The following is an 18,368-nucleotide window of genomic DNA, read 5'->3' on the forward strand; positions in this document are numbered from 1 at the left end:
CCCTATTTATTTAATAGGCCTTTTCGGCAGCTTCTGCTTCTTCCGCAAAGTGCCGATACTGGGAAGGCTGGTAAACCAATACTGTCAGGACGACACTCAAGGCCACAGTCAATAAAGAACCAGCAATAATGCTATAACGTAACGGAACCAAGTCTCCAGTAAATCCAATCAACAAAATAAACACAATTTGCAACAGACTTTGTAAGGTACCATACACACTGGTGATTCTGCCCATGATTGATAAAGGTACATTATTTTGGTAAAACGTCAGGAGACCAGTAGACGAAAAAGCATTAAAGAATCCAAGAATAATAAATCCGACAGCCACCGACCAAAAAGAAAAGGAAAATGCATAAATGAAATAACCTGCTGCAACCAGTAGATAGCCGCTGGCAACCAACAGCCGGATCGATAGTTTCTTTGCAAGAAACGATATGGTAGCTGCCCCGACGATAGATCCCGCTCCTGTGATACTGATAAGCAATCCAAAATCTGCCTCTGTTAAACCAAGTACCTGCTGCGTAAAGACGACTTCCTGCGCATCCATTCCCAATGCGACCACCATGAATAATTGGGCAAACAAATAAATCGACATGACGTACCGCTGTTTTTTACTAAAATCGATGACCTGCTGCCAGTCATCTCTCAGGAATCTCCAAGCAAACGTTTTAGGAGTAATTTCCTTCTGTTCCAGATTTGGCAGCCAGCTCAAAAATAAGGCGGAAAGCAAAAAAGAAACGGCATTAATCCAGATGGCGATGCTCGCTGTCGTCACCATCAGCAACACCCCAGCAATGGCAGGACCGACTAAAAAAGCGCCGGAGGTGACCAGACTGCGGAAAGAATTGAATCGTTTCCGCTGCTGTTTTGGTATCACTCCGGTTATATATGAAATAGACGTTGGTTCAAAGAATGCCTTGGCTACAGACAGGAAAAACAAGCAAATGTATATAAGCCAAATAGCGTTGAGAAACGGAATGACAGCTACTAACAAAGCGCGAAAAACATCTGTTAGAATCATCAACCTCCGTTTGTTCAATCGGTCTATCAAACTTCCAGACCAGAATTTCGTCAAAATAGAAGCAACAGGACCCATTATCCATAGCCCTGCGACAGCGGCCGCCGAACCAGTCAACTGGAGAACGAGAACATTGATGGCAACCAAATAAACAAAGTCCCCAAAAGAAGAAATTCCCACTCCCGCTAACAATAGCGTTGCGTTTATTTTTGTCTTCTTGTTTTGCATCCCTTTCCTCCCTTCAATCTGAATGCTGCCTGTACACTTCCTCCAACCTGTCGAGCCATTCATTTATATGGACTTCAACCAATTGCGCTTGTTCGATCTGCAAATAATGTCCGGCCCGTCCCAGTACAACAAAAGTACTGCGTGGAAATATCCAGTCCAGTTTGAACGCATCCTTGTAACCGACAACGGCGTCCTGCTTTCCCAATAAAAACAGACTTGGTTCAGAAAAAAACAAATTGGAAAAGTGAAATGATAGTTGTCCTGGACATTAGCAAGGAACTCCCCTTCGGCCATCCGCAGTCCCGCCAATATTTCTTCTCGGAAACGTACCCATGTTTTACGGTTAAGCACTGTGTTTTCTCTTGTGAATGCTTCCCTATCCCCACGATCAAGTGATTGAAGAAACACTTCATCTCGGCATACATGTATCTTTTCCGGGAGGGTCCGTTTTTGCCTTTCAGGAAAAATAACAGGACAAATAAACACAGCGCCTTTAATTTGTTTCCGTCTATGTTCCAGCAGTCCGCGGGCCAGATACCCACCATAAGACTCCCCAGCAATTAAAAACGGCTTCCCTTTTATGACCTCATCCACAAATCCAATAATCAATTCCAAAAGCTATCGGCACTTTCGGACCCGGGCCTCCCTTTTGTCCTTCCCATCCCAGGTAGGTCGACATAAACCCGCTGGTATCCACTCCGTCTTTCAAAAACTGGTTCCATACAACCGCTCATCAATCTTGAGTCCGGACCAAATCCGTGAAGCATCAACACTGGCATTCCCTGTCCGATTTTCTGGTAATAAAACGCAGTGCCTTCTATGTAACAATGCGGCATTATCGGTTCCTCCTAATAGAATATATCCTATCCATTAGCATTGATATAATAAACAAGATTGTCTGTCCATTGATCGAATTCATAAATAAATCCTTTTCTGGTACATTCGTACTCCATCCCACAGCTTATAGCGAGATTAATCGACGGGTTGTTATCCAAGTTGATATGGGCTTCAATCCGGTGGTACCCCAAATCGGTCAACGCCATTTGCAGGGCAGCCTTGACCGATTCCTTTCCATAACCATGACGCCAAAAGTGATTATGAATCGTGTAGCCGATTCTGCCCCATTGAAATGTGCCCCTCTCATAAGTGGAAAAGTCAATCATCCCGAGATGCGTGCCATCCGCTTTTCGAAATACCCCGAAAATGTAGGCATCATCCGCGGCTGCAAGAGCCTGGTGCTTTTCCACTAATCCTGCAAACCATTTTTCCGTACATTCACTCATATCCACTTTCCCTTGGTCATATTTATGCCTGGACGGCTGTCTAGCTTTGAATTGTCTCAGCCAGTTATCGTAATCCAGCTTTTCCAACGGCCGGATGGTTAGTCGATTTGTTTTGGTTCTAATATTTTTCAATCAAGTCTCTCCTTTTAGTCAAGGTCAAACAACGGGAAAGAGGGCACTACAAATTTTTTGTTAGTTTGCTATCCATATCTTCTGTATGACTAGAATCTACTCATTTTTCCATCTGTTCCCATTGAGAGTCTTGGTCCTTCCCTTGGAACTGCTATTACTCGTCCCACCTAGAACATCTGACCTGCGGGAAGAAAAGCCACGGTGAGGCCCCCTCAGAGTATAAGCACAAAGAGGCATACCAGCCGCCCGCAGAAAGCGTAGTATAATTCCGCAGCGAGAAGTAGTTACACCCACCTTGCAAAGAATACCTAAAACAGAGTAAGGAATGGTACCATCGTTTATACAAAAGTGAGGAGTAACTCATAAAAAAAAAGAATCTAACTTAAAAATCCTTCAATGGATACGATTAATAAAAACAGAGACGCCGCCAAACTCATATACCCCCAGTTAGTCGGATCGGATTTGGTAAGATCACTTATTCCATTCACTAAAAGTAAAGCTGCTCCCGCAACCATCGTAAATGGGAGCAAGTCAGGGTTACCAGACAGTAGGTTAACGCCTGAAGTGCCGATGACAGTTAAAATGAGAATTATTCTTACAGCCTTTAATTTCATTTTTAATCTCCCTCGATATTTTGTTTATCCGCTAGTTTATTTTCAAATAAAGAAAATACAAAGCGTAACAAAAATCCCGCACCTAAACCGATGAAAATCCCTGCGGCATGATTGTGAAATAACACGCCTAAGCCTAATCCGATAAACAATCCAGCTGGTATAATTAAGTTACCATTCGAGCTCAATCGATCTCCTCCTTATGCCGTTTTTCGAACTTTCCTTTCCTGCCAATTCATCAAAAACAGTGGCTGATTAGAACCTACAGCAAATAGTACGAGCTTGTCTGTCTAAGTTACAGTACGCGTATAAACCAGTTTTTTGTCGATCCATTTACAACCGTTCCGCTCAAAAACCTTTCTCATCGGAATATTGTTCACACTTGTACTCCCAACATAGACTGCAGCTTGAAAATCCTGCTTCAATCTTGCCAGAGCATGCAAGTGCAGCAACCTGCTTTTTCGTTTATTTCTTTCATCCGGAACAAGCCCAAAATAAAACAATCGCCCTTCCTTTTCCGTTCCTGGCTCGATATGAGGCATTAGTACCCCTATCGGTTTCTTTTCTTCAAAAGCTACAAGGCAAGAATCCTTATATCGATTTCCAAGTTCTGATTTGACACTTTCCATCTGTTTTTCCATCGAAAGATTTGAAGTGGCATTCAAAGAACCAGAAATGACCCTTTTCCAAATCTTTAGAAAATCTATTTGGTTTAGCTCGTGCAAAGATCGTATGGTCCAATCCGACTGAACATTTGGTAAATCCTCTAGCCTTCTTTGATAAAAGGCAACTTCATCACGTACATGAAAGCCGCAGGTTTGAAACATGCTCACCATCGTTTCAGTTAGAGTGCCATCAACAAGAATCGTGATGGCCGGTATGGTTTTGAATTGCGGCGACTCAGCCATCACTTGTATTAATCGCTGCAGCTGGCGATCGGTTAAATCTTTTGTTCCTTCAATGGTCAAGTAGTCCTTTCCTTGCAGGCATTTAATCTGGTTGAACAGTAGCTCATCGTTTGTTATTGGAATGCCCATACCTCCCCCTCCTTCCATATACACTATGCCAGCAGCTTTATTTTTCGACTATTAAGGTTGATGCCAACAGCAAACAACCAGTTATACCTGCCCGGTCTCCCAACCCAGGTGCCACTAGATATTGCTCCAAAACCGGTAACGGAACATACCCATTATTCGAGGATTCCTTTTTCTCCTTCTCTTGGACTTTCTGCTTGTTTTCCTAGTTATGTCTTTTGATAAGACATTTCTTGTTGCACTAATTGATCAAAAAAAATGTTAGTACCCTCGTTTATAAAAACAGGTAGCTGTTCCTAGCTGCGGAAAGACCCGGAGACTCCAGCGGGAGGAAAGACCTCGGTGAGATCCCGCAGCACTGAACCACACATTTTCAATTCAAGGATACTTCTTACCACTGACATTCGACCACCTATTCTTTTTAGAATATCTTGTTTTTCCATCATACCATTTTTTCCATTCGAATTGGCAGAATAGTCAATCACGAAATCAGGCCATCGCTTTGCAGATTCCCTACAAACATTATCTTTTCTGACTCGAAGAGTTTTTTTGACCCCCAACATTCCATTTCCAGCCTCATTAAGAGATGAACTTTTTTCTAGCAACACCCAAAATACCAGCTTCATAACCGAATTCCATGCAAAAGCCCGACTTGAATAAGCCGGGTTGTTCTTCGGATTAATAAACCATGGAAGAATCATGGTAATATTTAAACTCCAGTAAATTGTTGGCTGGATCGATTAAAAAGAAGGTCATATGTTCTTCTTGTTTTCCTTTAAATCTGACCATAGGCTCCGTGTAAAACGGTAATTTTTCAGCAATGGCATATTCCAATGCCTGTTCATATTCCTCCCGATTTAAAAACGTTACCCCGTAATGTCTTGGATACATTTTAGGATTCTCATCAATGTTATTCGGACTTAAATGGCAAACCACTTGATCACCGAAGAAGTCAAAAGTGACCCGATCATCGTATCTTCTGGCCAGTTTACAGCCCAGTTTCTCGTAAAAATCAACCGTTTCATCTAAATCCTTACACGGAATCGCTAAGTGAAACACTTTATTCGTTTCTCTCATTCTCTCCACCTCTTTTTTATAATTTAAACTGTTTTCTAAAAGATTGTTGTTTAAGCATAAAAGATATTAATTGCGAACTAACTCTGTCGCTGCTTCCTCCTATTCTTTACAAAATGAGTGATCAGCATTGTGAAAAAACACTCGCTTTCCATGGGAAACGCTTCAGCCTCCTCGCCGGATGCTCACCAGTCGACCGTGGAAAGCGCAGGGTATTTCTACAGCGCTGAACTCCAACTCAACGAATGTAGGAGGGCAGGGAGACTCACTCAAACTAGTTCGCAGTCTTATCAACTTCGAGTAAATAACTATATCTATGAAATATGAAAACCATTCCTAATATAAATGAAACGTATCCGAACGCAGACCGAGACGCAGTGTTTCCAGACTAATTACGTCGTTTAAAGCAACATTGGCCAAATTAACGTTAGAACCGATTTGTTTGATAAAAAAGGTTTGCAACGACTTAGTCGGGGCTTCAAAGATAAGCCGCTCCATTGGTATGCCGGCAGCGACAATTTCTTTAAAAATATCGTGACGAATGCTGCCGTCCGCCCCACAAATGCCGCCACTTCCTGACTCCCTCGCTTCTGTGATTACCTTAGCAGCTCCTGCTTCTATGTCTTCATGTATACTGGCCAACCATTCTTTTGAATGTTCTTTTAAAGCAGCGGAAGAATCTTTCGTGCCTACCTCACTGAAAACAGAAAAATCCCTGGAAAATTCCCTTACATATTCCGCTTTTTGCTGATTGGAAATAGCGAGTGTCCCATTGGAAATTTCCACATAGCTGCAATCAAAACTGCGACAGTAGTCATAAAAGGCTTCTACTTTTTCCTGACTCAAAAACTTTTCAAACAAAGTGCCACCGAAAAAGTAATCAATTTCATTCTTGATTAGATAATTGATTTTTTCTTGCAAGTTCTTGGATAGTAAAGAGGTTCCCCAGCCGAATTTGATAAAATCGATATAGTCACCGGCATTATCTACTGTAGCTTTAAGTAATTGAAGTGGTGCCCCATTGTCGATTAACACGGTGATGCCGCTTTCTCTCGGTTTGCTCTCCCTCATCGGTAACCGCAAGTTTGTTTCTGTCAATCTCCATTCACCTCACCATCGGAAATACTAAGCACTCTTCAGCCTTACCAACCTGCCCGGACCACCCACAGTTCCGTCTCCATTTCGGTGGTTTTCAAGCCCTGCAGTCTACACCCATGTATATTCGCCCAGAAGAATTTCGTTACAACCTTTCAAAAAAGCCCCTTTTTAACAATCAAGCGACTGTCTGAATACAAATACCTTATGGCAAACACCCAGAATGCCGGAAGAGAAAGCATATGTCTTTCTTTTTCAATAGAAAAACAATTCCGGACAAAGCGGAGGGAAAATAATGGAGACAGAAAAACTAACGTTTGAAACATGGGAGGAAAGCAAACGGCAACAACTTGATCTACAATGGAAAGACTTTATGGATGTTATCAAGTGGGCCTATCGCACGTACGAGGACCGGATTGCATATGCTTGCAGTTTCGGCGCAGAGGGGATGGTCCTGATTGATTTAATCTCGAAAATAAAACCGGAGGCAAAGGTGATATTTCTTGATACGGGGCTGCATTTTCCAGAGACTTATTCACTCATCGAAAAAGTAAAGAAAAAATATCCGATGCTTGAACTCATCATGGCAAAGCCAGCAAAGACACTTAACCAACAGGCGGCAGAATTGGGAGAAAACTTATGGGAAAGAAATCCTAACCTATGCTGTCACATCCGGAAAATTGAACCGTTACAACAACAGCTCCAGGACGTCGATGCCTGGATATCCGGTCTGCGGCGTGAGCAATCTACTTCCAGAAGCAATGTCAACTATGTAAACAAAGACGAGAAATTCGGCAAGATAAAAATCTGTCCATTGATCCACTGGACATGGGAGGATGTCTGGAACTATATCAAGCTCAACCAATTACCATACAACGAGCTGCATGACCATGACTATCCCAGCATCGGTTGTGCAAAATGTACCGTACCAGTTCAATCCGACAACGATTTCCGAGCTGGCCGGTGGACAAATTTCTCCAAAAAAGAGTGTGGGCTTCATCAGGCCTGATTAGGGGCTGTGGGCAATGATTATGATCATACTTGCATTTGTAATTGCCGGTTTCTTTGCTATGAATATCGGTGCCAGTGGCGCCGCCGCTTCCATGGGAATCGCTTATGGTTCAGGCGCCATCAAAGCGCGTAAATGGGCATTGTTTTTATGTGCAGCAGGGGTATGGTTTGGAGCCGCACTTGGCGGTGGAGAGGTTGCCAAGACACTCGGTTCTGAAATCGTTCCAGAAAGCATCATTTCCGTCCCTATCGTACTCATTATTCTCAGTTCAGCTGGTTTGGCATTATTTATCGCCAACCTGGGGGGAATCCCATTATCCACCAGTGAGGTGACCGTAGGTGCAATTGTAGGTGTCGGGATTGCTTTTCAAATACTATATGTCAAAACACTGCTGATCATTGTCCTTTGTTGGCTCTTCGTTCCCTGTTTGGCATTTTTTCTCGCATTTTCGATCAATAAACTGATCCGGAAAATTGAAGCCACTTTTCCTACAATGCAAAGTGACCGCTGGAAAAAACCACTCGCTGTTTTGGTCATTTTCACAGGCTTTATGGAGGCATTCTCGGCAGGAATGAACAACGTCGCCAATGCTGTCGGCCCTTTAGTCGCATCAGGTATGATTTCCATCGGCCATGGCACGATGTTTGGAGGTTTATTTGTCGCTGTAGGAGCATTTTTTCTAGGAAGCAAAGTAATCGAAACGAACGGGAAGAAGATTACCGATTTAAGCTTGCTTCAAGGAAGCGCCATCTCCGGAATTGGCGCCATTCTGGTGATTACCTCCTCGCTTTTCGGCATTCCTGTTCCCCATACACAAGTGACCACCTGCAGTATATTAGGAGCCGGAGCAGCAGATCAAGGAAACCGGCTATGGAAACGAGCGATTTTTGCCAAACTGGTCAAAACCTGGCTGCTCTCTCCACTATTCTCACTGGTCATTTCTTATAATCTAGTGAAAATAATGATTGATTTTGATCTATCAGGAGTCCTGATGATTTTGGCCTTCGTCGGTCTCGTCGGGCTTCTGTCCTTATGGAAGCCAGTCGAGCAGGCGACCCCCTTGTATGAAAAGCCTGTAGTCTTAACCAATCAGGAGGTAATAAAAAAATGATAAAACCACACGGTGGTAAACTCGTAGACCAGGTAGATACAGGTTATCTCCCAGATGAAAATAATCAGCAAATACAACTGGACGAAATGGCTCTCAGTGATTTGGAATTAATAGCCACTGGAGCCTATAGTCCCTTAACCGGCTTCATGAACAAAACAGATTACCAGGCAGTAGTCGAAAGGATGCGGTTGGATTCCGGACTCCCTTGGAGTATTCCCATTACCTTGCCGGTTGAAGCCGATACGGCCAGCCGCATCAGAATCCATGATACAATCAACCTCGTTTACGATGGAACCATATATGGCATCATGTCAATCGAGGATATCTTCACACCAGACAAAGAATCGGAGGCGGCTAATGTATTTCAAACGACCGATCGCGAGCATCCCGGAGTAAAAAAACTTTATCAACGCCCGAACATTTATCTCGGTGGTCCGATTACATTGATTAAATTCCCGCCAAGAACAGCTTTTTCCATCGGGTACCATTTGGAGCCAATCCAGACGAGAGAAAAAATTACCGAGCTCGGCTGGAAAACCGTTGTTGGCTTTCAAACACGCAATCCGGTTCACCGGGCCCACGAATATATTCAAAAAACCGCCTTGGAAAATGTTGATGGATTATTGCTCCATCCTTTGGTCGGCGAAACAAAAACTGGTGATATTCCCAGTGACCTTCGTATGGAATGTTATCAAATTTTGCTCGAAAACTACTATCCTGCGGACCGTGTCTTTCTAGCCGTTTTTCCGGCGGCCATGCGATATGCCGGACCAAGAGAAGCCGTTTTCCATGCCCTTGTCCGTAAAAATTATGGCTGTACCCATTTTATTGTCGGCCGTGATCATGCAGGTGTCGGCGATTACTATGGCACTTATGATGCGCAAAAAATATTTGAACAATTTTCTGAGAAGGAAATCGGTATAACGATTTTACGCTTTGAAAATAGCTTTTTCTGTAGGAAATGTGAAGGGATGGGAACCAGTAAGACGTGTCCACACGAAGAGGAACATCATGTTGCATTATCGGGAACCAAAGTACGAAAAATGCTTCGTGAAGGCAAGATGCCTCCGAAGCAATTTAGCAGGCCGGAAGTTGCAAGCAAGTTGATTAAAGGAATGGCGGAAACCGTAACAGAGGGGAGTAGCACATGACACAAAACCATATTATTTGGCATCCTGCCACGGTAACCAAATCAGCTCGCCAGGAGTTGAACAATCACAAAAGCTGTGCTTTGTGGTTTACTGGTTATTCTGGATCTGGCAAGTCAACGCTGGCAAACGAACTGGATTACCAGCTCCATAAACTCGGGATAAGAACTTTCGTCCTGGACGGTGATAACATCCGACATGGCTTGAACAAAGAGCTTGGATTCAGTCCGAAAGACAGAGTAGAAAATATCCGGAGAGTCGGCGAGGTGGCAAAATTATTTGTCGACAGCGGACAGATTGTTATGACTGCCTTTATTTCCCCCTATCGAAAAGACCGGGACCAGGTTAGAAAGCTTTTCGAAGAAGGAGAATTCCATGAGATTTTTATTGATTGTCCTTTCGACGTGTGTGAGAGCAGGGATCCGAAAGGACTTTATCAAAAAGCCCGACAAGGGACCATCCGCGACTTTACGGGAATCGATTCTCCCTATCAAGCTCCGATCAATCCAGAATTGACCATCGATACAGAACACTGCACTGTTAAAGAGGCGGCACAAACCATTATAAAATACTTGGAAGAACAAAACCTCATACCAAAAAACTAAGCACCCGGGGACTGACCCTCCCCTCGATTTACAAGGGGAGGGTCAGTCCCCAATCACTCTAATGGGGTGAAGGATTGCTTATCCTATTTGTAGAATCAATCATAAAAATCCTGCTGATTATTTCAGCAGGATTTCTACTCACCTAGTTTTTTTTGAAACAGTCGCTTCAGCCAACTGCTATTCACGGCCTGTTTCTTATTAGCTGCCCCTTGATAAATGGTGTACCTATTCTTTCCTTGATTCTTCGATTGATAAAGTGCCAAATCGGCTTCTTTCACCAAAACCTCTTTTGTTTTTTGTTCATTTGCTGCATAAAAGGAAATACCGATACTGGTGGTCAAATAAAGCTTAACCTCGTTGATAACAAATGGTTCTTCCATTGCAGTGATAATCCGCTCACTGATTGTCTTTGCTTTTTCCCTTTTCATTGATTCCGGCAATAAAACCTGAAATTCATCGCCTCCCAAGCGGGCTGCAATCTGATCTGCATCGATAACAGCAGTGATCCGTCTTGCAAACTCGCGGATGACCTCGTCACCGGCATGATGACCGTGCTCATCATTGACACTCTTAAAATTGTCACAATCCAACATCATTAATACGGTTTGTGCACCGGTTCGGTCGGTGTCACTCATTGCCTCATCCAGGTACCTGGTAAACAGCGTGCGGTTTGGCAGTCCGGTCAGTTCATCATGCAGTGCCTGCGCTTCCAGAGCGATTTCTTTTTGTTTACGTTCGGATACATCCCTCGAAACAAAAACGATTTTCTCGACTTCCCCTTTCGTATTTCGGACAGGTCCGCCTTTAGAGTGGACCCATATTACATTTCCATGCTTGTCAAGACGGCGATATTCCATCTCATCAGATTCACCCGAATCCAAAATCCTTTTAAAGAACTCGCTAACCTTGTGCATATCTTCCTGGTGGACAAAAGAAAGAAACGACTTCCCCTCGAAGAAACCCGGATGCAGACCGAGAATACGTTCATGGGAAGGTGAAGCATAGACAATCTCTCCCTGGCTATCGGTAACCCTGATTAGGTCATTGGAATTCTCGACGATTATCCGATATCTATCCTCGCTTTCTCTCAACTGTTCACGCAATTCTTCCACATTGGTAATATTTTTATACACAGCAATCCCGCCATTCATCCTTCCATCCTCTAGAATAGGCGTATAAGATGCGAGAACACGAATTGTTGAACCATTTTTCGTTTGGCGTTCAGCAAAGTCATTTTCAATTACTTCTCCATTTTTCAGCCTGGTCAGAATTTCGGAAAATTTATCTCTTTCCCTCTCAGACTCCGGGAGAATACTGATAGCTGGATTAGCAGTCAACTCATCCCTTGACCAGCCAAACAGCTTGCTGAAGGCAGGATTTACATGCTGATAATTGCCCTCCTCATCAAAGGTAAAAACAGCATCAGCTACATTTTGAAAGATCAATTCGAATTGTTCTTTTACCCGGCTTAACTCCCGTTCCCGGTTCTTACGATTTGTGATTTCTCTAGTGATGGCAATGATATACTCACACTCACCCTGCTCATTGAGTACCGGAGTAAGCCTTGACTCTACCCAGCCCGTCCTGATCTTAGGACTTCCTTCCATACCATCGGGAAATTCTATTTTTTCTTCATATAAAACAGCATCCCCGGTAGTCAAAGCTTTCTCGTACATTGAAATGATAACTTTTGCCGAATAGGGCGGCATTAGCTCTGTTATTTTTTTGCCTGCATAATCAGCTGGAAACTTAAGATTGTCGACAGCAGACTGATTCGCTGTCACATAATAAAATTCCCCGCTTTTATCGCGGGAAATCATAAAGACCATGTCAGGAATGCTATCAAAAATAAGATTAAAATATTTGAAGTCTTTATACTTAGCAAACATCGATTATCGTTCTCCTTATCGGCGACCGGAAGTATATTGAAAAGATTCCCTTTCAGCCAAAATCAACGCTTCAAAACAAAACAGCCGGTTACCTGGGCATATTCAATGAAAACCAGGTAACCGGTAATATAACTCCATCAATATGTTCTTTTTGTCAATTATACCATGCTTTCATGCGTTACCCAGCTATTTTTCAACATTTTTCGACAACAACATTTACCAAACCTTTGTCCTGCTTACTGACAAGAAAAGCCTGCAATGGTTGAATCATTGCAGGCTTTTCAGGTCATTGGATTGGTTATATGTTTTATCTTGGCTTAATGTCTTTGACTTGGCCAGCCAGTTCCATCACCACTGCTTCCACTTCCTTTACTGTTTCGGCAGATGATTTCTCCCGACTGCTTAACTCTTGCAGGGGAGAGGTTATTGTAAAATCAGGCACTGTAAAGGAATAAATACCTACTTAAAAAATAGGCAAAAATACTCACAACCCTCAAAATTCTATCAATAATCATAAGAAAAAGATACCTTTCCCGGAAAAAAATTCATTATTCACCTTACGTCTTTTGATTAACCTAGGAAGAAGAACAGCCATCTGTGCATGAATCCTTTTGTCTTCGTGCAAAATAGAGGAACACTAACTTGTATAAAGGGAAGGCAGCACACTATGTGGAGAAAACGAAAGAAAAAGCAAGCTCCAGAAAAACAATTCGCCAGTCGGTTTACAACGAAAGATCAAACGATTTCTCATAAAGTACAAACAAACTTGGACTATCTTTCTTCAAATTATTTAACCAATACGGATGATTTTGTATTTTTTCCTCTAGAAGAAAAATTTGGAGTTGCATACATAGAGACATTGGCAAACGATAAAAAAGTAAAACAGATTCTAAATTATCTCAGGAAAGCTGTCGCAAAGGAAGAAACCTCCATGCTTGAGCAGCTTCCTTTCAGCTATAAAAAAGAAACCAGTTTTAAGCATGTTATTCAGGCACTGACCAGAGGGAATTTTGCTGTGTTTGTTTCTAACAGTAAGGAAGCCATCATAATCGATATTCTGGATATTAAGGAACGTGCCATAGAAGAACCTGCTGCAGAAGCAACGATAAAAGGACCACGCGAAGGGTTTACAGAAAGTTTTCAAACCAACATTTCCTTGATACGAAAACGAATATTCAGCCACCGTTTAAAAGTAGAAAAGAAAAAAGCTGGTACAATCTCACAAACAGAGATTGTTTTAATGTATCTGGATGGCGTGGCTAGCGAGGAAATCATCAATGAAATTAAAAAGCGATTAAGCAGGATAGAATTAGACGCCGTACAATCAAGCAATCAAATTCAATCTTTTATCAAGGATCATTCTTATGCAATCGTGCCACTAGTCGGGAGCAGTGAACGACCTGATAAAATCGCAGCTAATATCATGGAGGGAAAAATAGCGATCCTTGTCGATGGATCTCCTTTTGTATTGTATGGTCCGATTAGCATGTTTTCTCTGCTTCAGGCTCCTGATGATTATTATGATTCTATGTACATTGCAACATTGCTGCGGATGATCCGATTTGCCGCCTTGTTCGTTACTTTACTGCTGCCCAGCTTATACATAGCGCTGACTACCTTTCACCAAGAAATGATTCCCACAGCGCTGGCTCTTAGCATTGCAGCCGGCAGAGAGACCGTCCCTTTTCCAGCGTTGATTGAAACCTTATTTATGGAAATCATATTCGAATTTTTACGGGAAGCAGGACTTCGCCTGCCTAAAGCAATCGGAAACACGATTAGCATTGTCGGAGCACTTGTCATCGGAGATGCTGCAGTACGCGCCGGATTTGTTAGTCCCTTAGTCATTATCATTGTTTCGATTACAGCTATCTCTTCCTTCATTATTCCCAACTATAGTTTGGGAGTATCTTTTCGGATTCTCCGCTTTGTTTTTATTTTTTTATCGGCCTCATTCGGTTTTTTTGGCATTGTCTGGGGCCTGCTGGGACTTTATTTATATTTGTCGAGCCTCAGGTCGTTCGGCTATCCATATTTAGCACCGCATGCCCCATTATTCCCAAAGGGATTAAACGATACGATTTTTCGATTTCCATTATTTCAACAAGCAAGGTATCAGAAGTTTACTGTTGATCAGCCTTCTCTAAAACGATTTCCAAGTAAATTAAATCCCGGTAAAAAATACCGTAAAAAGGACGATTAATGTTGCGAATCACCCAAGGCCAGATAACATCTTTAATTATACTCACTTTACTTGTGCAAATTTACGTATTTGCTCCTGCTGTGATGGCTGAACACGTTGGACAACATTTATGGCTTCCTTTACTTTTGGCCATCATTGCGGCAGTAATTTTGATGAAAATGATGTTATGGATAGTTGAACAATTTCCTGGCAAAAGTTTTCCAGCTGTATTGCACTATTTATTCGGAGAATTTTGCGGCGGGGTATTAGGCATCAGCTATTTCGTTTACTTTTTTGTACTATTTATCATTCACGCTCAAATGATTGTGACTACTTTCAAGGTTTTATTTCTTCCGGCTACGCCAATGATTTCCATCCTCCTGTTGGTATTGCTTCTTTGCCTGTATTGTTCCCTTCTGGGAATTGAAGTACTGGCACGCGCAAGCAACATGATTGTGATTCTTTTGGCTGTTACCTTGACTTTCCTGGCACTTTCTGTATTTCCGGAAGTAGACCTTTCTTATTATCAACCGGTTCTGCCCTCTCAAGCAAAAGGATTTGCATACAGTACGATTGTTGCGTTCGCCAGCTATGGCCAAGTTTTCTTAATCGCAACGCTGGTTCCATTCGTTAACTATAAAAATGAGAGACGCAAGCACAGAAAAATATTCGCAGGGGTGGTTTTTGCCTTGCTCCTGACAAGCTTTATCGTTATGGAAGAAATCGGCGTATTCTCTCCGTTCGAATTACAGCGCCTTCAATATCCGACAGTAGAATTAATCACGATGATTCAAATGGGGGAGTTTATGGAGCGAATGGAAATTTTTCTCGTTACTATCTGGGCCGGAGCAATACTGTTGGTCAGCGGTATCTTTTTTTCCGTATCCGTCAAAACATTCAAACAAGCCCTGAATCGGAATAAAAACGGTAAAATCCTGGATGTCATTTTAATCATTGTTGGATTTATTTGTATTGTCACACTCTTACCAGATACTTCAAGTCTACTTCTTTTCATTTTTGACCAGTGGGTCTACTGGTGTTTACTATTCCAGGTGATTTTTCCTATCCTGATCCTTATTACTTTTATTATCCGGGTAAAGGTGAGGAACCATGCTGCAAACTAAAGTGAAAAAAGGTATCCTTATTTTCTTTTGTCTGCTCGTTTTAACAGGTTGCTGGGATCGAAATGAGATATCGAATGTTAATTTCCTTATGGGAATGGCATTGGATATAACGGATGAAGAAAAGCTGCGCGTGACCTTTCACTGGGCGCTGCCGGAACAGTTTTCAACAGAAGGATCCCAAAGCACCGGCAGTCAGGAAAACACGACTTACTCGATTGAAGCTGATTCACTTGGACAGGCAATGGCTAAGCTGACGGAAATCTCTCCCCGTACTCCAATCTATTCACACATGGAATTGATACTTATTGGAGAAGGAGTAGCCAATAAGGGAATAAAGGATGTAATCACAACAATTGATCGGGAATTCGAGATAAGAAGAACTGTAAATGTCATAACAGCGAAGGGAAAGGCCGAAGATCTATTACGCTCGAAAATCCCCTTTGAATCGAACCCGGCGAGCGGAGTGAAAAACATTCTTAATATGGCCAATCGGTCATCAACCTATCGTCCCGTAAATTTAAATGAATTATTTGTTCATCAATCAGATCCAGATGTACTTGCTTATACACCCATGGCCAATATGGTTATGAATGATAGTTTGAACAAATCAGATGCCTCCGGACAAAACACTTGGGTACAAGTAAACAAAATGGCATTTTACGACCAGTACAAGCTGGAAACGGAGCTTACCGAAACGGAAGCCAAAGCTTGGATGTATTTCTTAGGAAAGATAGAAAAACGGACCATATTAGAAATACCCACGGAAAAAGGAAACTTAATAACCAGCAGTATTACGCAGTCGAGTACACCCACAATCAAAGTAAATGGTAGTTCCCCTAAAGTCCATTATCGAATTAAAGAAGAGATATCCGTAATAGACAGCCCTGCAGAAATGAGTATCTCCGAAATGGAAAAAGCGACTGCCAATCATATTAAGACATTGACTACAGAAATGATTCGTAAAATGCAAGAAGAGAATCAGGATGTCTTATTTTTACGAAGAGGGCTTCGGGAAAAATACCCGGAGACTTGGAACCGTATAAAACGCGATTGGATGGAAATTTATCCGAAGATGAACATAGAGGTAGAGGTGGATGTTAAGATTCAGCATGAAAATGCCTTACGAAAAGAAGCTCCGAATCGAATACCAAACTGAAAAAGCACAGAAAAAATTCTTTGCTTTTTCAGTTTCACTCTTTTCAATATTGTGGAAAACCCTTATGATACAATAGTCTATTTTTCTCCCAACGATGATAGGAACCCTATCTCATCTCCAAAAAGAAATGCTAAACGAAGGAGAGTAGGCGGATCAGCATTTTGCAAGCAATCTAAACTATAGTCGTGACAATCTGATCCAAATGCTTGTTTAACCGGCTTAATGTCTTAAGAGGGACTAATCGTCTGCGCGAATTATACCAGAATAAAAAAGCGTAGATCAAAGAATCAATAGACGGATGTGTAAGCATCCAAAAGTTCTCCTTTTATCTGACGCCATCATGCAATGCAGGTGAAGCGGCGTTTTTTTTCTTTCCGACAGTAAGCAAAATAAGGAATCCCCCTCCCGTAAAAATGATACATATGATAAATACATTTTCATAACTCAACAGGGAGGATAAATAACCGAACAATAAAAACCCTATTGTCTGACCGATTTTTTGCGCGTTCATATATAAAGTTGTAGCCGTTCCCGGTTCTTTTGGAAGGAAATTTTGAAAGTAGGTCACGGCCAAACCAGCAGTTATTGCCACATTGGCTGCACTCAATAGTTGCAGCGGGTAAATCTGCCATGGGGCTGTCACGTTCCACAACAACAAAAAATAAACAAAAGAAAATAAAAAACCCAGTTTGATCAGCCATCCTAGATCCAGCCTCGTTGCCAGGATACCGAAGGCAATCATTAATGGTATTTCAAAAACAGGAGGAACACTAAAAATCATCCCGACATGTGCTTCCGTACCTCCGAGAACCTTTGTGACAAACTGGGGGATGTTCTGCATGTTGATCGTCGTTGCTGCATGCAATAGAAACATAGCCACTATATTAGCAAATATATAAGGACGGAAAATAAACTTCCCGAGCACCACCTGTTTCCCCGACATATCCCTCTCTTTCGGCTCATCCTTGATAAACGCCACTACCGCGATGATACAAATAAAGAATCCTAACGCCACTAGTAAAAATAGCCCTTCAAAATCAACGAGCACCAGTATCCACCCAGCAAATGCCGGGCCGACTGTCCAAGCAAGCGCTGTAAACATACGAAAGATGTTCATTACAAAAGGGATTTCCCTCTTGGGAACTTCAGAGGATTCCAATATCTCCCGGGCATGCGCCCATAACTGGGGCATCGTGGCAGAAGCCATGCCAAGCAGAAAAAACGCCACTATTGATAACAAATAATAATCGCGGATGTATGCAAAGCCTATATAACCACCTATCGCAGCAACTGAAGTGATTACAAGCAGCATCTTTCTACTTATGTTCCGATCCGACAGTTTGCCGATGTATGTGCTGATGACCACCCCACCTACTGCCATTATCGTCATGAACACACCGTATGCCATGTTGCTCATGCCTACTACATCCAACCCAAATATCGAGGAAAAAGGGACAAACAAAGACATTGAAAGCCCTACCATAAAATTCAAAAGCAATAAAATAGGGAATGAAGGAATATTCCAAACCATTGCTGTCCGATGCTTTACCGCTCGTAAAAAATTTCTTCCCACAAGTATCCTTCCTTCTATAAATCCGCCTTTTTCGATTTATCTTCTGCACTATTATCCCACCACCGATTTTAGGAAACAACTATTTAGCCGGTT

The 18,368-nt window shown here is 42.3% G+C and carries 19 protein-coding genes; 7 read left to right on the plus strand and 12 right to left on the minus strand.

The annotated features are described in order from the left end of the window. Positions 1–10: 10 nt before the first annotated feature. The 10 genes from BLR82_RS05660 to BLR82_RS05700 all read right to left on the minus strand — a co-directional run bounded on the left by BLR82_RS05660 (position 11) and on the right by BLR82_RS05700 (position 6,478). Entirely contained in the window at positions 11–1,246 is a 1,236-nt protein-coding gene (locus tag BLR82_RS05660; protein WP_074597980.1) for an MFS transporter, read from the minus strand. 63 nt (positions 1,247–1,309) lie between these two features. Then, entirely contained in the window at positions 1,310–1,861 is a 552-nt protein-coding gene (locus tag BLR82_RS05665) for an alpha/beta hydrolase (protein WP_083334718.1), read from the minus strand. Then, complete coding sequence (locus BLR82_RS20555) at positions 1,852–2,082, minus strand: alpha/beta fold hydrolase (protein ID WP_083334719.1); 231 nt, start codon at positions 2,080–2,082, stop codon at positions 1,852–1,854. The genes BLR82_RS05665 and BLR82_RS20555 overlap by 10 nt, the downstream gene beginning before the upstream one ends. Before the next feature lie 27 nt (positions 2,083–2,109). Further along, positions 2,110–2,661, minus strand: coding sequence for a GNAT family N-acetyltransferase (locus tag BLR82_RS05670; protein WP_074597981.1), 552 nt, complete (start codon positions 2,659–2,661; stop codon positions 2,110–2,112). A gap of 377 nt (positions 2,662–3,038) precedes the next feature. Next, positions 3,039–3,275 (minus strand): hypothetical protein, encoded by a 237-nt coding sequence (locus BLR82_RS05675; RefSeq protein ID WP_074597982.1) that lies wholly within the window; start codon positions 3,273–3,275, stop codon positions 3,039–3,041. Positions 3,276–3,277: 2 nt separating this feature from the next. Next, complete coding sequence (locus tag BLR82_RS05680) at positions 3,278–3,460, minus strand: hypothetical protein (RefSeq protein WP_074597983.1); 183 nt, start codon at positions 3,458–3,460, stop codon at positions 3,278–3,280. A 102-nt stretch (positions 3,461–3,562) separates the two neighbouring features. Then, positions 3,563–4,309 (minus strand): GNAT family N-acetyltransferase, encoded by a 747-nt coding sequence (locus BLR82_RS05685; RefSeq protein WP_074597984.1) that lies wholly within the window; start codon positions 4,307–4,309, stop codon positions 3,563–3,565. A gap of 293 nt (positions 4,310–4,602) precedes the next feature. Further along, complete coding sequence (locus BLR82_RS05690; RefSeq protein WP_139186893.1) at positions 4,603–4,932, minus strand: hypothetical protein; 330 nt, start codon at positions 4,930–4,932, stop codon at positions 4,603–4,605. Between the two features lie 52 nt (positions 4,933–4,984). Beyond that, positions 4,985–5,383: a VOC family protein gene (locus tag BLR82_RS05695; protein WP_074597986.1), complete on the minus strand. Its 399-nt coding sequence runs from the start codon at positions 5,381–5,383 to the stop codon at positions 4,985–4,987. A gap of 333 nt (positions 5,384–5,716) precedes the next feature. Further along, complete coding sequence (locus BLR82_RS05700) at positions 5,717–6,478, minus strand: phosphosulfolactate synthase (protein ID WP_074597987.1); 762 nt, start codon at positions 6,476–6,478, stop codon at positions 5,717–5,719. A 292-nt stretch (positions 6,479–6,770) separates the two neighbouring features. Here BLR82_RS05700 and BLR82_RS05705 point away from each other — a divergent pair, with 292 nt between their 5' ends. From BLR82_RS05705 to cysC, 4 genes are read left to right on the plus strand one after another with little or no spacing between them, the layout of a single operon-like run. Then, the gene (locus BLR82_RS05705; protein WP_074597988.1) at positions 6,771–7,484 is read left to right on the plus strand and encodes a phosphoadenylyl-sulfate reductase; all 714 of its coding nucleotides are present in this window, start codon (positions 6,771–6,773) and stop codon (positions 7,482–7,484) included. Positions 7,485–7,500: 16 nt separating this feature from the next. Further along, a complete protein-coding gene (locus BLR82_RS05710; RefSeq protein ID WP_074597989.1) occupies positions 7,501–8,598 on the plus strand; it encodes a sulfate permease in 1,098 nt (365 codons plus the stop codon). After that, the gene (sat, locus tag BLR82_RS05715; RefSeq protein WP_074597990.1) at positions 8,595–9,749 is read left to right on the plus strand and encodes a sulfate adenylyltransferase; all 1,155 of its coding nucleotides are present in this window, start codon (positions 8,595–8,597) and stop codon (positions 9,747–9,749) included. The genes BLR82_RS05710 and sat overlap by 4 nt, the downstream gene beginning before the upstream one ends. Continuing rightward, positions 9,746–10,351 carry an adenylyl-sulfate kinase gene (cysC, locus tag BLR82_RS05720; protein ID WP_074597991.1) on the plus strand — a complete coding sequence of 202 codons (606 nt, stop codon included), beginning with the start codon at positions 9,746–9,748 and terminating at the stop codon, positions 10,349–10,351. The genes sat and cysC overlap by 4 nt, the downstream gene beginning before the upstream one ends. Positions 10,352–10,485: 134 nt before the next feature. Here cysC and BLR82_RS05725 read toward each other — a convergent pair whose 3' ends face one another. Then, complete coding sequence (locus tag BLR82_RS05725; RefSeq protein WP_074597992.1) at positions 10,486–12,240, minus strand: PAS domain S-box protein; 1,755 nt, start codon at positions 12,238–12,240, stop codon at positions 10,486–10,488. Between the two features lie 667 nt (positions 12,241–12,907). Here BLR82_RS05725 and BLR82_RS05730 point away from each other — a divergent pair. Genes BLR82_RS05730 through BLR82_RS05740 form a run of 3 tightly spaced genes read left to right on the plus strand, consistent with a single transcriptional unit; the run spans position 12,908 to position 16,702 of the window. Beyond that, the gene (locus BLR82_RS05730) at positions 12,908–14,443 is read left to right on the plus strand and encodes a spore germination protein (protein WP_074597993.1); all 1,536 of its coding nucleotides are present in this window, start codon (positions 12,908–12,910) and stop codon (positions 14,441–14,443) included. Further along, complete coding sequence (locus BLR82_RS05735) at positions 14,443–15,546, plus strand: GerAB/ArcD/ProY family transporter (RefSeq protein WP_074597994.1); 1,104 nt, start codon at positions 14,443–14,445, stop codon at positions 15,544–15,546. The genes BLR82_RS05730 and BLR82_RS05735 overlap by 1 nt, the downstream gene beginning before the upstream one ends. Beyond that, positions 15,533–16,702 carry a Ger(x)C family spore germination protein gene (locus tag BLR82_RS05740; protein ID WP_074597995.1) on the plus strand — a complete coding sequence of 390 codons (1,170 nt, stop codon included), beginning with the start codon at positions 15,533–15,535 and terminating at the stop codon, positions 16,700–16,702. Before BLR82_RS05735 ends, BLR82_RS05740 begins: the two co-directional genes overlap by 14 nt. A 325-nt stretch (positions 16,703–17,027) precedes the next feature. Here BLR82_RS05740 and BLR82_RS05745 read toward each other — a convergent pair whose 3' ends face one another. Next, positions 17,028–18,275, minus strand: coding sequence for a sugar efflux transporter (locus BLR82_RS05745; RefSeq protein ID WP_074597996.1), 1,248 nt, complete (start codon positions 18,273–18,275; stop codon positions 17,028–17,030). Positions 18,276–18,368 lie beyond the last annotated feature (93 nt).

The sequence above is a fragment of the Sediminibacillus halophilus genome (assembly GCF_900103695.1).
GTDB classification, from domain to species: domain Bacteria; phylum Bacillota; class Bacilli; order Bacillales; family Amphibacillaceae; genus Sediminibacillus; species Sediminibacillus halophilus.